Source organism: Thermococcus barophilus MP, from assembly GCF_000151105.2.
Taxonomy (GTDB): Archaea; Methanobacteriota_B; Thermococci; order Thermococcales; family Thermococcaceae; genus Thermococcus_B; species Thermococcus_B barophilus.
Genome location: NC_014804.1, coordinates 217329 through 231044 on the forward strand (window position 1 = coordinate 217329; position 13716 = coordinate 231044).

Sequence of the window (13716 nt, forward strand, 5' to 3'; positions counted from 1 at the left end):
GAGTGGTGAAGAAAAAGTGGATCGCCACAATTCACTTGGATACGCTTGAAATCGAATCCGATCCTTCTTTTAAATTTAAATGTCTTGAAAACTGTGCTGAGTGCTGTTTTAGACTTGAAGTTCCCCTTAGAGATGAAGATATTGAAAGACTTGAGGAGCTCGGATACAGCACTTGGGAGTTTGTTGATTATGAAAAAATGTTTTACAGAGGGGACAGGTTTTTGGGATATGCTCTTAAAAAGAGACCTTTTGATGGAGGCTGCATATTTCTTCAAGAGAATGGAAAATGCAAGGTATATCCACATAGACCCCTTGCTTGTAAGCTCTACCCTTTTGTGCTTATAAGAAAAGGCAACACGCTTGAAGTTTATATAAAGGAGGATGAGTTCTGCAAAGGGATAAACCATCCTCAAGGTGAGCCTTTCACTTTGGAACTCGTTAAAAAGTATTTCTGGGAGATTGTTGAAGACTACCGTAGAAAATTGGGATTTTCCGAAGTGTCTTAGACTGATAATACCCATGTAGATTGTAATTTTCACCGAAACCTATTTATACATTTTTTTGTCAATCATTTTTTCAAAGGAGGTGGAGGCATTGAGTCAGATAAAAGCAGTCAAGGAAAAGCTTAGGGTAATAAGAATCCTAAAACTGCTCAAAAAGAGGTATACATATGAGGAACTTTCAAAGATAACTGGGCTGCCAATTACAGTGCTCAACAGATATGTGAGGGGAAAAGTCCTTCCAAGCACTGACAGGGCTAAGGAGCTTCTGGAGATGCTATCTCCATACATTAACATAGAAGAAGAAGTGAAAAGAAGAATACAGTTTGATGAACATGGTCTCTTTGATAACATGAAGATATTAAGCGACACCAACTTAATGAGCCTGATAGCTGAAGAAGTTGCATCAAGATACATTAGTAAAGATATTTCAAAGGTTCTTACAGCGGCTACAGATGGCATACCATTGGCTGTTCACATAGCAAATGAGCTAAATGTTGATGTTGTATATGCAAAGAAGAAGAAAGAAGTTGGGGTTGAGAAATTCTATGAGGTCAATTACGTCCCCAGTGCCTCAGGGAGCGTTATGACACTATACCTGCCACAGTGGGCTTTGAAAAGAGGTGAAAAAGTTTTGATCGTTGATGATGTAATCAGGAGTGGAGAAACCCAAAAAGCCCTGCTGGAAATGTGTAAACAAGCTGGTGCTGTACCCGTTGGAATGTTTTTCCTAATAAGCGTTGGCAATGTTATCGATGTTCTCAAAAATGAATATAAGATTCCAGTTGAAAGCTTGGTGAGACTATGATTAGCACAGGGATACAAAGGCTCGATGACATATTAAAGGGGGGCATTAGAGAAGAGCACAGTGTAATGTTCTCTGGGCTATTTGATGAAGACCACAGAATATTAATGCACCAATTTGTTTTTTCTCTTCTATCTCAAGACTACAAAGTCCTCTTAGTAGAGTTTAAGCAGACTCCACGCTCTTTGATAGAATGGGTTAAAGAATACGGCATAGATTATTCGTCGTTTATGGAAAGTGAAAAATTGAGGATACTTGATGGTTATACAAACATATACTCTAAAATGACCGTTTCAGGAAAGGATATGCTCCCCAATCCCTTAGACTTACCAATAACAACAGCAATTATAAGAGATATCTTAATAAAGGAAAAGTATGATTTCCTCGTTATTGATGATTTATCAATCCTTTATGCCGTTTTATCAAGCAAGGAAGAATTCTTCAAAATTATCGTTAGATTCATAAACTCAATTTCCCTTGAGCATGTATCCACAGTTGCATCATTTATGGAAGAATTAACTTCTCCTGACTACTATTCCCTTCTGACCTTGCCTTTTGGGTACGTTATTTCAGTCAAGAACGGTAAAATACATGTTCTTAAGGCACCTCATCCTCTAAGTTCTGTGACATATTTCACTTATGTGAAAACAGAAAGGGGAATTCAGCCTTATGGAGAATATTATGAAACTGTGGAAAGGCTGAAAGAATCCCTATTTTTGGATGAAGAGGGTATGTTGTGGGCTGGAAATGAGAGGATCCAATTAGTGGAAGAGAACAGTGAAGCAACGCTTATTGAGGGCCTTTTTGAATATCTGGGGGAAGAGGAGGCTAAGAGATTTTTGTACTTTTGGGGGAGAAAATCATTCCAAGAAATAGGAAAAATATATGCAAAGGTTCACAAAAGTCTCAGGCACGTTTTAGAGAAAATATTTGATGAAACCAAGATTAGTGGGGGAGGAATGCTGGAAATTCTTCAATTTTCTAATGACATGATAGTAATTAAGGGAAAAAACCTGTTCCCAAGGATGCCAAACTTTGGATCTCAGGTTCACCTTCATTATGCCGGTGCACTTGCTCAAATAGTGGAAGAAATATCGGGCAGTGAATGGGAGGGTCATGAGGTTAAATGTGAAGCTAAGGGCGATTCATACTGCGAATTTGTAATAAAAAGAAAAGAGGAGTAAAAATGTTGGGAGAGTCTGGGGATGGGGGGGTTTTTGGTTTATAATGCAGAGGGCAGAAGCTTGGTTATTGATGCCAACATTGGAGAAAGATTCTCTTTTTATTGCCCCAAGGAGGAATGTGAAACAGAAATAGTAATTGAAGGAGTCATAAGGCATGCAACTTTTGATGAGTTTGTTAGAGTTAGGGATCATATTATTGAGCAGAACAAAGAATTTAAAGTACTTAGGGATGTACTTCCCAAAGAACCTGTCATTTTTGAGGGCACAGTAAACGGAAAGAAGGTGAAATTGCCAGTAGAAAAACTGGACGAAGCAGCAAAGCGATTCATTAATAAATATCTAACTAAATAGGTAGAACGAGGTCCTCTTTTACTATATCCATGGCAACGTGAGTATTTGTTTTTTCAACCCCATCAATTGCCAAAACTTTTTTCACGAACCTGTTCATATCCTCCCTTCCTTTGAATTTTGCAACTACAATTATGTCGTACTCTCCGGTAACATCATAGACACACAAAACATGGTCATCTTTAGCGATTTCTTTTTCAATTTGAATAATTCTTTTTCCTTGTGCCCTGACTCCTATAATAGCTGTCAGCTCATAACCGAGCTTTTCATAGTCTAACTTTGGGTAAAATCCTTTTAGTATGCCTTCCTCTTCAAGTCTCTTCAATCTATTATAAACGGTGCCAACAGCAACATTTAGTTTCTTGGCGATTTCTCTGTAAGATAAACGTGCATCTTTTTGGAGCAATGAAAGTATCTTCCTGTCAAGTTCATCTATCATTGTTCTCACCTTATAGAGCTCCACCGCAAAGTTTAAATATTCTTCTCCTACACCTCATACCGGGTTCAAGGACCGGTAGCCTAGCCAGGACAGGGCGGCGGCCTCCTAAGCCGCAGGTCCGGGGTTCGAATCCCCGCCGGTCCGCCATAAAAGTATTTTGCCCCTTTCTTAGACATTTGCAGATTCTTGAAGCATGGCTTTATACATCACAGATAAAACATCAGCAGAAAGTTTTATAAAACTAACAAAAATTAACTAAAATCTGAAAGTTCTTTAAAATTTGCAGGCGCATGAATAAAAATAGAAAATTCTGCGAGATTTTCAACAACAAAAATACAAGGAGGTGATGCCGATGATTGAAGATGCGCTGATGTTTTACATAATGACCAGCGTAAAAGAGGAGAACAAAAAGAAAAAGAGGAAATTTTTAGCCTTTTCCCGCTGAACTTTCTCTTTTTGCGAAACTTTTAAATATACCATTTTAGTAAAATAAAGTTAGAAAAAGTGGGGGGTGAGCGGATGAGATACGTAGCAGTGTTAGCAAACATAAATGGGAACTTCCCGGCTTTAGTTAAAGCACTTGGAAAAATTGAAGAACTCAAAGAAAATGGGTATGATATCGAGAAATACTATATCCTCGGGAACATTGTAGGATTGTTCCCATATCCGAAGGAAATCCTGGATGTTCTTGATGATTTAATTAAGAGCAACAAAGTTAAACTAATCCGGGGTGAATTTGACCAGATAATTGCTATGAGCGATCCCCATGCTGAAGGTCCGGATTACATTGATAATATCAGCCTTCCAGAGCATGTTAAAATAGCTCTAAAATACACATGGGAAAAGCTTGATCATGATGGAAGGGAGTTCATAAGAGACCTGCCAGTGTACCTTGTTGACAAAATTGGGGATAACGATATATTTGGAGTTTATGGAAGCCCATTAAACCCATTTGGGGGCATAGTACTTCCAGAACAACCAACTTCATACTATGAAGCAATAATGAGGCCAGTAAAAGAGTATGAAATTCTTTTAGTGGCTTCTCCAAAGATACCGGTGAATGTCATGACAAGATATGGGAGGATAGTCTGTCCAGGAAGCATAGGCTTCCCGCCAGGAAAAGAACACAAAGCAACGTTTGCCCTCATTGATGTAGATACACTTCATGTGAAATTCGTCGAAGTTGACTATGACAAGAGGATAGTTGAAGACAAGATAAAGAAGGAGGGTCTACCCGAAGAGCTTATTAGGATTCTCTACCATGGAAAGCTTTGATGCCCTCTTTTATTTTGTCCTTAATGGTTAACATATAAAGCAAGATTCCAGTGAACAACACTATTTTTGATGTAAAGACTAACAGCTGAAGTGGTATTGCAAACAGTAGTGGTTTATATGATTTAGGAGAAATTTTTAGCTTTTTATGACTGAGATACGCTGTTCCACACAATATTGTCAAGTATCCGAGCAATAATCCCATCACTGCTCCATACTCATTAAGCATTCTAATAAGGGGTATCCACGTAATTAACGCTACCAAAGCCCCAACAGTTGCAATAAAACTGCCCTCTTTCACGTATCTTGTGGAGTTTAAAGCAACGATGCTGGGGTTGTAGGCTATGTAAATTTCAACTGCCAGCAGTGCTATGTAAAACTCATTTCCAAGATTAAAACCAAAAAGAAATGAAATTACCTCTCTTCCGACAAGCAAGAGAGCAAAGACGACAAAAGCTGTGAAGGTTGACAGTAGTTCCGTGGTCCTTTCTGCAAGTAGCTTTACATAATTTAATTCCTCTTTCCCGTATTTGTACGAGTAGAGTGGCATGATTGCAGATTGGAGCACCTGGGGTAAATAAGTCAGCAGAAATGCTGCTGACAGAGATGCCGAGACCTTGCCAGCAATCAGTGCATTCCCAAGCTTTTCGCTTAGGAAGTAAGGTCCCTGAACTAAAAATACTCCAGAAAGGGTTCCGAGGAATGCAAAGGATGAATACCTAAGTAGAATGTGAAATTCATCTTTTCTGGGTTTTCCCAGTAAACCCTTTTTGAAGAGATATATGAAAGCAAAAGACGATATTGTAAACAGCAGTGCTATATACGGCAGATAGGGATCGTTAGAATAAAAGCTGGCAACAAAGGGTATGAAGCCGAGGAGCATAATATATGCATAAATCTCCCCTCTATGAATCCCGTAGATGAAATTCCTAAATGTGAGTTGAACGGCTCTAAGAACTGAAAGAATGGCAAGATGTATGTTCAACGGGGCAAGTAAAATCCCAATCAGTGGAAATGAAAATGAAATCGATGTCATAGACTTTATCTTCTCAACCTCTTCCTTTGCAAGAAATTCTGAAGAATACTTGCCCAATGCAACAGCAAAAAAGCTCAGTGGCATTGCCACAAGAAATGCCTGGGAAATCAGAGAATTTGCAGATCCTAAAGTTTCAACCCCAAATTTTCTTGAGATGATAATGCTGTAGAGAAATCTGCTAATTCCAAATAAAGCAAGAGCTACTATGCTTGCAATTGAATGTCTTATTAGAACTTTTCTCTCATAACTCATAAGAGAAAAATTAGGTGTAAAGGATTTAACCTTTGTGGAATCCTAAATAAAATCCAACTACAAATGCTCCTCCTCCTGGAAGAATACTCATGACTTTGTCTGCCAGACTCAGTGTCTGGGTTGCTGCGCTTTCTGTAAGGTTAAAAAGTGCATTTGTGTTTATTGTTATTACTCCCTTCTGCTGAAGCCAAAAGAGGCTGAGTACATATGCCCCAATTAGTGCTAATACAAGTTTGATGAACTTCTTTAGTGCATAACCGGTTATGAATCCCACAAGTCCTCCAACACCTATATCCCCAGCAATTCCACCAAAATTCACTTCCATTTCAATCCACCTAATCGGAATCTACACAGTTGGGGGTTAAATAGTTTTACGTTGGTTGTTTTATAGATACGAAATGTTTAAAGAATATAAAAGAAAAATATTTATAACTGGTGAGAGCTTTGATTTGATATACTTTATGTATCATTATAGGTGATACTTATGACTGCGCCAATGGAAAGGTTGAAAGAAAAGGTGACGAAAGAAGTGCTGTGGTTGTACATTTTAAGTCTTCTAAAAGAGAGACCAATGTACGCTTATGAGCTAAAGAGCAGAATAAGGGAAAAGTTTGGATTTGAACCGGCAACAGTCAGTTCATATGTAGTTCTGTACAAGCTTGAAAAAGATGGTTATGTTACCTCAAAATGGCAAGAAAGCGAAACTGGAAAGCCATCGAGAAAGTATTATGAGCTTACAGAAAAAGGCAGAAAACTTTTAGAAGAAGGAATAAACTTCATAGAAAATACCTTAGAGAAGCTTAAAAGTTAACGTCCAACTCCTCCTCTTGGCTCCCTGGCTTTTGGCCTTAGTCCCTTGTATCCACATTTTCTGCACTTTTCTGCCTTCCATGGATTGGTTGCTCCACACCTCATGCATATATACTTTTTAAATATTCTTGCCTCCGCTTCTGGAAACCTCGCCATGATAATCCCTCCATGATCCTGATGATGGTGCGGGGGACGGGATTCGAACCCGCGCAGCCCTCCGGCAGCGGATCTTAAGTCCGCCCCCTTTGGCCAGGCTCGGGCACCCCCGCTCATTCACTAAGATGAGAGGGTAAATTAAAAAGCTTTCGGTAAGCCTCGGAAGTGATGGCCCTCATCACCTTTCGGTGCCGGGCCTTCTCCTCATCGGCAATAATTAATTTTTCCCAGAAATTTATAAACCTAAACTTCAACGCTCATCTGGTGATGAAGATGATAAGGGTTAGGGTCATTGGAAGAAAAATCGAGAAGGAGATTGAATGGCAAAAGGGTATGAAAGTTGCAGATGTTTTGAGAGCTGTTGGATTTAATACAGAGAGTGCGATAGCAAAGGTAAATGGAAAGGTCGCTTTGGAAGATGATCCAATTAAAGACGGCGATTATGTTGAGGTCATTCCGGTGGTTTCGGGAGGATAAAAAGAAGAAAAATCAGCTGAGCCTTTCTTTCATGAATTTTTCTAAGTTATCCATAGCTTGCTCAAGGATTTCGACTGGCGGCAGGAAGACAGCTCTGAAGTGCCATTCTCCACCTTCTCCGAATCCTGAACCGTGAACCACTAAGATGTGAGCGTTTCTGAGCACATCAAGAACGAATTCCTTGTCGCTCTTCCACTTGCTCCTTTCCTCAATGCGTGGGAAGATGTAAAACGCCCCTTCTGGCTTTTGGGCACTCAAACCAGGAATTTCGTTCAGCCTCTTGTAGATATAGTCCCTCCTCTCTTTGAGCTTTTTCATGTATCCCTCAAGGTAATCCATTGGACCCGTGAGACCAGCAATGGCGGCTTTTTGAGCTGGTGTATTTGGACAGAGCCTTACTCTTGCGAGCTTTCCTATTGCCTCCCTTACTTCAGCAAGCTTGTCCTCTGGATCAACGAAGTACATGTACCCCAATCTCCACCCTGTTGCAAAGTAAACCTTTGAGAGGCCGTTCATTACAATTACTGGAACATCTTTTGTCAATGAGCCCGGAGAAACGTGCTTCCCTTCATAGGTCATTAAATCATAAATTTCATCGCTGATAACGGGAATGTCATATTCTCCAGCTAAGTCAAGAATCTCTTTGAGCGTCTTTTTGTCATACAAGGCTCCAGTTGGGTTATTTGGATTTATAACTGCTATAGCTTTTGTTTTTTCACTTATCTTCTTCCTCATGTCATCTATATCTGGTTGCCACCCTTCTTCTTCAATTCCAAGGTAGGCTTTTGGAACTCCATCGTAGAACTTTACAAGTGCTACGTATGGGGGATAACTTGGCCCTGGAATTAAAACTTCATCTCCAGGCTCAACAAGAGCACCAAAGACGAACTGCAACGCTTCCGTAACTGCCGCTGTTACCATCACATCATCCACAGTTATATCAACGCCATTCTTCTTCTTTTCCCTTTCTACTATTGCCTTTCTGAGCTCTATGTCGCCTTCACTCTCTCCATAGTAGTTGTGCCCCTCCATGATAGCTCTACAGTATGCCTCTTTCATGTGCTTTGGTGGCTGAAAGTCGAACTTAACTGGATCCCCGATGTTAAGCTTGATTATTTTTATCCCCTGCTTTTCAAGTTCTCTGGCGGGTAGAACAACATCTCTAATTGCATATTCAATTCCCATAGCCCTTTTAGATGCATGAATCATTTCAATCACCAACAAACTGCTTTCATAATTAGTTGAGCATTCTATCATAAAAGCTTACCTCTCCCGCAGTATCAAATAACAGAAAGTAGAAAGATGATGACGGTTTTATGTTTGCTTCAGCATTTATTAGAAAACACTTAACTTTAAAAGCAAAAGAAAATAGTAAAAATGGGCAATGACGAATAGCAAGCATGCTGAGTAATGATGACGTGAACACCCTCTGAGCCCTTTAATGGCTTTTGTTCATCTCGAACCTAATCTGTTCATCCTTCTTTTCAATGGTTATCCTGTATTTTATTCCTCCAATGATTACCTTCTTTATTTCAATCTTTTCAAGATGCTCTGGGAGCTGTGGATTTGCTGATACTCCCTCTGGAGTGAGCCCAAGCATGGCTGTTAAGAATGCAAAAGGGCTTGCAGCACTCCATGCTTGAGGGGCATTTGCTCTTGGAATGGGAAGTGGAATCTCACTTCTGACACCACTGAAAAGCTCTGGCAACTGATAGTTCATCAAATTCGCAGCTTTCAGAAATTTATCAGCCAGAAAAGCTGCTTTTTCAGTTTCTCCAATTTTCGCTAATCCCAATGCAATAAGTGCATTATCATGTGCCCAAACGCTGCCGTTATGGTAGCTGAAAGGATTATATGCTCTTTCTTTTGAGCTTAGAGTTCTAATTCCCCATCCTGAAAACATATCTTTTTCAAACAGCCTTTCAGCAATTTCTTTTTCATGCTCTGCGATGCCTGTGAAGAGCAAGTGACCAGGATTGGAGGAAATTACTTTTGAAGGCTTGTTGTTTCCGTTTAGAGCAATTGCATAAAATTTCTCTTTCTTCATCCAGAAATCCGTATTAAATTTCCTTCTTAGTTTTTTGGCTTCTTCCTTCAGGGTCGATTCTTCAAACTCCAAGATATCCGAGAGTCTCGCCATGTCTAATAGGGCTTTATACACATAACCCTGAACTTCAACTAATGCAATTGGTGGTTTTGTAGGTTCTCCGTGCTCATCTGGAACCCCTTCTTTTGAGTCTTTCCATCCTTGGTTCATTTGAACATAGGGGGAAGCCAACGAATACCTTACATATCCATCTCCCTCTTCAAGCTTCATAAAAATCCATTCAAGTGCCTTGTTTAGGGTGTCTTTAAGTTCTTTCACTGTGTTGTAATCTCTTGTCCATCTAACGTATTCCCCTGCTAAGATCAAATACAGGGGAGTAGAGTCCACTGTTCCGTAATATGGAGCAAAGGGCATTAAGTGTGCTTGAGAGAGTTCTCCAAGTCTGTATTCGTGAGGAATTTTCCCGGATTCTTCAAGTGTTTTTTTGTCAAATTTTCTTCCTTGGAGCTTTGATAGGATTTTCAATGTTCCTTTAGCGTATTCCGGAAAGTATGGCAAAAGGAATAAGGATGTTATTATACTGTCCCTGCCAAAGAGGCACATGAAATACGGGATTCCAGCAAAGACGGTTAGCCCGTGATTGGTCAATATTGTTAGAGAAGCCAAATCTCTCAGCGAAGTCTTGAATATGTTATTTACATCAATGTTGTTTGTGATCACTCTCTGCTCAAATTTGAAATTGAAGACACTCCTAATTAGAAATGGTGCACTTTTTATGTGGATCTTGGGAGAAAATTCGATGCTGATGCTCTTTTTTTCCAAAGGTCTTAGAGGAATCTCCGAGGTGAGATAATTGTTCTCAAATCGAAATCCCTCAGCTTTAATCTCAAGCTCTCTCTTTATTTTATCAACGCCAATGTAAGTATATTTAATCCCTTTTGGGGTCTGTTTTTTAATTATTTTCCTCTTTATTGGTTTGTGACTTCCCCTAACTTCGAATATGTCCTCAAAGCAAACTTCGAAGAAATATTTGGGGATTATTTTTGCTGGTTCCTTAGACATATTGTAGAAGGTCAGCTCTTCTCTATATCTCCAGCCATTCAATAGCTCACGTTTTCTCAGTAAGATTACCGACCCCCCTATAAGTATGTGGGATATTGCAGTCAGGTTATCATGCTCAATATGTCTTAAAAACATCTCTTTGTCAATTTCCAGGGAAATGTTTTTTACAAACCTTGTATCAAAAGCATAGAAGCCGTGATAGTGCTTGTTCATATCGCCTTTTTCATCTGAGAGAACGAATGCTCCATTTAATGCCAATGTCATCTTGGGCATCAACACACCGTCCATGACTTATGTTATCTGCTCCTTCAAGTGTGAAGTTTTATAATTTTCGTTTTCAAAAAAGAATAAATAAAATGAGTTACTTATGAAGGATTGTCTCCTTTCCGCGTTTTACCACTGCATTCCTACCAAAGGCTCGTATTTTGACTTCTTCACCCTTGAGAAGTTTTACCCGTACAGAATCTTTTCTGACCTCCAAGCTCAGCAATGCTTTTTTGAAGAAGAATCTCAGTCTCACGGCTTTCCATTTCTTTGGGAGCTTTGGGTTAATTTCTACTCCTTCGTTGTTTATGTCTATCCCGCATAAACCCCTAAATATTATCTGCCACACTCCCCCCGCCGTTGCTAAGTGGAATCCATCTTGGGTATTGCCGTAGAGATTGTGCAGATCTATGAAGGCACATTTCATGAAGTAGTCGTAGGCTAAGTCTTCGTAATCGAGCCAGGAAGCAACTATAGCATATGGGGGCATGGAAAGTGATGAGGCATGGGTTGTTCTAATTATGTAGTAGTCGAAGTTCTTCCTTATTGTTTCCAGGTCAAATTGATCTTTAAGGAGGTACTGGGCTGCTATCACGTCAGCTTGTTTTATTATTTTTGTTTTCCTTAAGTTCCTTCTTATCTCTTCAGGAAGCCTCTTTTCTCCAAGTCCATAAGGGTCGAGGGTGTAATCACTTAAATCAAAATAGCCTTCAAACTCCTCAAAGACGCCATTTTTCTGTCTCGGTATGTAAATTTTCTCTGCGATTTCAAGCCATCTTTGCACTTCTTTCTCAGTTATATTGATCCTCTTTAATGTTTTGCTCCATTCTCCACCGGAACGCCGGGCAATTTTGAAGTACTTAACAGCTAAGAGAAGGTTGTATCTTGCCATTAAGTTTGTGAAGAAGCTGTTGTCCACATGTTCATGGTATTCATCGGGTCCAATGACTTTTTTGATAACATAACCCTTTTTCTCATCATACTCAACTCTGCTTGCCCAGAATCTTGCTGTTTCTAAGATAATCTCGAGTCCATATCTGAACATAAATTCCTCATCACCAGTAAATTTATAGTAAAGCTCCACAGCATATGCTATGTCGGCTGTTATATGGTGCTCTTCTTCCCCTGTGTAGATTTTGACAACTTTTTTGCCCATCATGTCAAGAGGTATGACTGAGGGGGTTGCTTCATAACCATCATCAGCGGATTCCCAAGGAAACTGGGCTCCGCTATATCCGTTCATCTTTGCATTCTCTCTTGCCGCATTTAGATTGTTATATCTGTACATCAGCATTTCTCTGGCTTTTTCAGGAAAAACTGCCATGAAAAATGGTAGAGCATATATCTCGGTATCCCAAAAGATATGTCCTCTGTATCCAAAGCCGTGAATGCCTCTTGCAGTTAAAGAAATTCTACTGTCTATAGGCATTGATTGGATCAGATGAAAAATGCTGAAATTTAAGCCATTTTCGGCATTTTTATCTCCCTCAATTTCAATCTTCGCTCTTTTCCAAATTTCTTTCCAGTAATCTTTGTGCTCTTCGTAAAGCCTGCTGAAACATGAGTTTTTCGCTATCTGAAGTTTCTGCAGAACAGCTTCTCTTAAATTGGGGGTTGGAGTCTTGGAGGAGAGTATGGTAATGTATTTGATGAACTCATACGTCTTGTTTTTCTTAACGGAAAGTGTTAAAATCTCAGCAATGCCATCTGCAGACTTGATAACGGCTCTTTTAGCTTTGGTTCCACTGATAAGGGAGCTTGCTATGCCAATTCTGTATCTTCCGTCGAGGGTTTCAACTTCAGCATAGATTTCGTTTTCTCTGTCCTCCATCTGCATAACATTCAGGTGTTTTACCATTATTTCATTCCGATATGAGGGATTCACAACATTGGTTTTAATGGGGCTTATTATTGTCAGCATGCCGTCTTCATTGGCTTTAATCTTGAATTTTAAGAGAATCAGGTTTTTTATCTTTCCATGGACAATTCTTATGCTCTCATATTCTATGCGGGTTCTACTCTGAGTTTCGATTGCTATCAGAGTTTTTAGAGTAGCATCTTCAATGTTGAGTTCTCTCTCATATTTCAGAATTTTCTGAGTGCTTAGGGAGATTGGTTCCCCATTGAAGAAAATCTGAAGACCAATGACTCTTGGAGCATTTACAATTTCACGATAGAAATACGGAGCGTAGTCATAAACCCCCGCTATGGTTGTGCCGTAAATTGTTGGTTCAAGCTCTATCTCTCCCCTGATCCCGATGTATCCATTTCCCAAAGTTAGTATTGTACCATAAACTGCTTCTGCTTTAGGATCGTACTCCTTGAAACTGAAGTGAAACTTCACGCTCCACTCCTCCTTTTTAGTCGATCCAAAATTTTCTCCCAGCTAATCTCCCTGAAGTCCTTGAATGTTAAATCCGCATCAAGTTTTGCTTCTCTTTCATACCCAAGGGTGAAAATTCCAAGTTCTTTTGCTACTTCCACCCCAGTCGGGGAGTCTTCGATCACGATGAAGACTCCAAGTTCTGGAAATTTAGATTTAAGTTCTTTGATTGCCAGCTCAAACACAGCCTTTTTGGTGGGTGCCAGCCCACTAACATTAACATCAAAAAGATCGAGAAGGGTTTTTTCTTCTCCATTGACATAGATTTTAATCTTTTGAGCAAGTTTTGGTGCGTTTTTTGAGGCAGAAGCCAAAGCATGCTTAACACCAACTCCTTTTGTTTCTATGAGAAATTTTATTGCCTCATTGTTAATGCCGTATTCTCCTCTGTCAAACATTTCGTTTACAAGCTTGTTTTTGAATTCGGCAAATTCTTGGAGAATTTTTTGCTTTTCTTCTTCTGTACGTGCTCCCAATCTCTTATATATCCCTTTCAGTCTTAGGATATTATCTGCTCCTTCATATCGCGGCTTACCGGAGACATAATTAATAAAAAAATCATGGTCAAAATCTTTAACACCATAATGTTCAGCCGCTTTTTTCCAGGCTTCTTCATGAGGAGTAAAAACCAAAACTCCGTCAAAATCCCAAATTATCGCTGCTTTCAAGGAGATCCCTCCT

General features: G+C 39.6%; 15 protein-coding genes and 2 tRNA genes. 8 read left to right on the forward strand and 9 right to left on the reverse strand.

Annotated features, from left to right (window positions below; all coding sequences use genetic code 11):
- The first annotated feature begins 5 nt into the window (after window positions 1-5).
- From TERMP_RS01315 to TERMP_RS01330, 4 genes are all read left to right on the forward strand, one after another.
- Window positions 6-506, forward strand: a complete 501-nt coding sequence (locus tag TERMP_RS01315) for a YkgJ family cysteine cluster protein (RefSeq protein ID WP_013466536.1) — start codon at window positions 6-8, stop codon at window positions 504-506.
- A gap of 88 nt (window positions 507-594) precedes the next feature.
- On the forward strand, window positions 595-1308 hold the full coding sequence (locus TERMP_RS01320) for a phosphoribosyltransferase family protein (RefSeq protein WP_013466537.1): 714 nt from the start codon (window positions 595-597) through the stop codon (window positions 1306-1308).
- Window positions 1305-2489, forward strand: a complete 1185-nt coding sequence (locus TERMP_RS01325; protein ID WP_013466538.1) for an ATPase domain-containing protein — start codon at window positions 1305-1307, stop codon at window positions 2487-2489. The genes TERMP_RS01320 and TERMP_RS01325 overlap by 4 nt, the downstream gene beginning before the upstream one ends.
- 33 nt (window positions 2490-2522) lie before the next feature.
- Window positions 2523-2840 (forward strand): hypothetical protein, encoded by a 318-nt coding sequence (locus TERMP_RS01330; RefSeq protein WP_145973160.1) that lies wholly within the window; start codon window positions 2523-2525, stop codon window positions 2838-2840.
- On the opposite strand, the gene TERMP_RS01335 is transcribed toward TERMP_RS01330, so the two are convergent.
- Window positions 2833-3276 (reverse strand): Lrp/AsnC family transcriptional regulator, encoded by a 444-nt coding sequence (locus TERMP_RS01335; RefSeq protein WP_013466540.1) that lies wholly within the window; start codon window positions 3274-3276, stop codon window positions 2833-2835. The genes TERMP_RS01330 and TERMP_RS01335 overlap by 8 nt on opposite strands.
- Window positions 3277-3345: 69 nt before the next feature.
- On the opposite strand from TERMP_RS01335, the gene TERMP_RS01340 reads away from it, so the two are divergent.
- Together TERMP_RS01340 and TERMP_RS01345 are read left to right on the forward strand one after the other, a co-directional pair.
- Window positions 3346-3423: transfer RNA gene (locus TERMP_RS01340), tRNA-Arg, on the forward strand.
- 372 nt (window positions 3424-3795) lie between these two features.
- Entirely contained in the window at window positions 3796-4551 is a 756-nt protein-coding gene (locus TERMP_RS01345) for a metallophosphoesterase family protein (protein ID WP_013466541.1), read from the forward strand.
- Here the strand turns inward: TERMP_RS01345 and TERMP_RS01350 are convergent.
- Both TERMP_RS01350 and TERMP_RS01355 read right to left on the reverse strand, forming a co-directional pair.
- Window positions 4523-5836 (reverse strand): lipopolysaccharide biosynthesis protein, encoded by a 1314-nt coding sequence (locus TERMP_RS01350; protein WP_048159707.1) that lies wholly within the window; start codon window positions 5834-5836, stop codon window positions 4523-4525. The two genes, TERMP_RS01345 and TERMP_RS01350, sit on opposite strands and share 29 nt — an antisense overlap.
- A gap of 25 nt (window positions 5837-5861) precedes the next feature.
- Entirely contained in the window at window positions 5862-6161 is a 300-nt protein-coding gene (locus TERMP_RS01355) for an FUN14 domain-containing protein (RefSeq protein ID WP_013466544.1), read from the reverse strand.
- Window positions 6162-6320: 159 nt separating this feature from the next.
- Here TERMP_RS01355 and TERMP_RS01360 point away from each other — a divergent pair, with 159 nt between their 5' ends.
- Window positions 6321-6647: a PadR family transcriptional regulator gene (locus TERMP_RS01360; protein WP_013466545.1), complete on the forward strand. Its 327-nt coding sequence runs from the start codon at window positions 6321-6323 to the stop codon at window positions 6645-6647.
- Here the strand turns inward: TERMP_RS01360 and TERMP_RS01365 are convergent.
- Together TERMP_RS01365 and TERMP_RS01370 are read right to left on the reverse strand one after the other, a co-directional pair.
- A complete protein-coding gene (locus TERMP_RS01365) occupies window positions 6644-6802 on the reverse strand; it encodes a 50S ribosomal protein L40e (protein WP_013466546.1) in 159 nt (52 codons plus the stop codon). The genes TERMP_RS01360 and TERMP_RS01365 overlap by 4 nt on opposite strands.
- A gap of 25 nt (window positions 6803-6827) precedes the next feature.
- A tRNA-Leu gene (locus TERMP_RS01370) sits at window positions 6828-6915 on the reverse strand.
- A gap of 160 nt (window positions 6916-7075) precedes the next feature.
- Here TERMP_RS01370 and TERMP_RS01375 point away from each other — a divergent pair.
- The gene (locus TERMP_RS01375; RefSeq protein WP_013466547.1) at window positions 7076-7279 is read left to right on the forward strand and encodes a MoaD/ThiS family protein; all 204 of its coding nucleotides are present in this window, start codon (window positions 7076-7078) and stop codon (window positions 7277-7279) included.
- Between the two features lie 12 nt (window positions 7280-7291).
- Here the strand turns inward: TERMP_RS01375 and TERMP_RS01380 are convergent, their stop codons facing one another.
- The 4 genes from TERMP_RS01380 to TERMP_RS01395 all read right to left on the reverse strand — a co-directional run bounded on the left by TERMP_RS01380 (window position 7292) and on the right by TERMP_RS01395 (window position 13703).
- Window positions 7292-8488 carry a pyridoxal phosphate-dependent aminotransferase gene (locus tag TERMP_RS01380; protein WP_048159708.1) on the reverse strand — a complete coding sequence of 399 codons (1197 nt, stop codon included), beginning with the start codon at window positions 8486-8488 and terminating at the stop codon, window positions 7292-7294.
- Window positions 8489-8717: 229 nt separating this feature from the next.
- On the reverse strand, window positions 8718-10661 hold the full coding sequence (locus tag TERMP_RS01385; protein WP_013466549.1) for a glycogen debranching N-terminal domain-containing protein: 1944 nt from the start codon (window positions 10659-10661) through the stop codon (window positions 8718-8720).
- Window positions 10662-10749: 88 nt separating this feature from the next.
- A complete protein-coding gene (locus tag TERMP_RS01390) occupies window positions 10750-12996 on the reverse strand; it encodes a glycoside hydrolase family 65 protein (protein WP_013466550.1) in 2247 nt (748 codons plus the stop codon).
- Complete coding sequence (locus TERMP_RS01395; protein WP_013466551.1) at window positions 12993-13703, reverse strand: HAD family hydrolase; 711 nt, start codon at window positions 13701-13703, stop codon at window positions 12993-12995. Before TERMP_RS01395 ends, TERMP_RS01390 begins: the two co-directional genes overlap by 4 nt.
- Window positions 13704-13716 lie beyond the last annotated feature (13 nt).

Bases quoted from the DNA above. Each gene is read 5' to 3' on its own strand.
- TERMP_RS01325 (WP_013466538.1), top strand. From the start codon at position 1,305: ATGATTAGCACAGGGATACAAAGGCTCGATGACATATTAAAGGGGGGC.
- TERMP_RS01335 (WP_013466540.1), bottom strand. From the start codon at position 3,276: ATGATAGATGAACTTGACAGGAAGATACTTTCATTGCTCCAAAAAGAT.
- TERMP_RS01345 (WP_013466541.1), top strand. From the start codon at position 3,796: ATGAGATACGTAGCAGTGTTAGCAAACATAAATGGGAACTTCCCGGCT.
- TERMP_RS01350 (WP_048159707.1), bottom strand. From the start codon at position 5,836: ATGAGTTATGAGAGAAAAGTTCTAATAAGACATTCAATTGCAAGCATA.
- TERMP_RS01355 (WP_013466544.1), bottom strand. From the start codon at position 6,161: ATGGAAGTGAATTTTGGTGGAATTGCTGGGGATATAGGTGTTGGAGGA.
- TERMP_RS01360 (WP_013466545.1), top strand. From the start codon at position 6,321: ATGACTGCGCCAATGGAAAGGTTGAAAGAAAAGGTGACGAAAGAAGTG.
- TERMP_RS01365 (WP_013466546.1), bottom strand. From the start codon at position 6,802: ATGGCGAGGTTTCCAGAAGCGGAGGCAAGAATATTTAAAAAGTATATA.
- TERMP_RS01375 (WP_013466547.1), top strand. From the start codon at position 7,076: ATGATAAGGGTTAGGGTCATTGGAAGAAAAATCGAGAAGGAGATTGAA.
- TERMP_RS01380 (WP_048159708.1), bottom strand. From the start codon at position 8,488: ATGATTCATGCATCTAAAAGGGCTATGGGAATTGAATATGCAATTAGA.
- TERMP_RS01385 (WP_013466549.1), bottom strand. From the start codon at position 10,661: ATGCCCAAGATGACATTGGCATTAAATGGAGCATTCGTTCTCTCAGAT.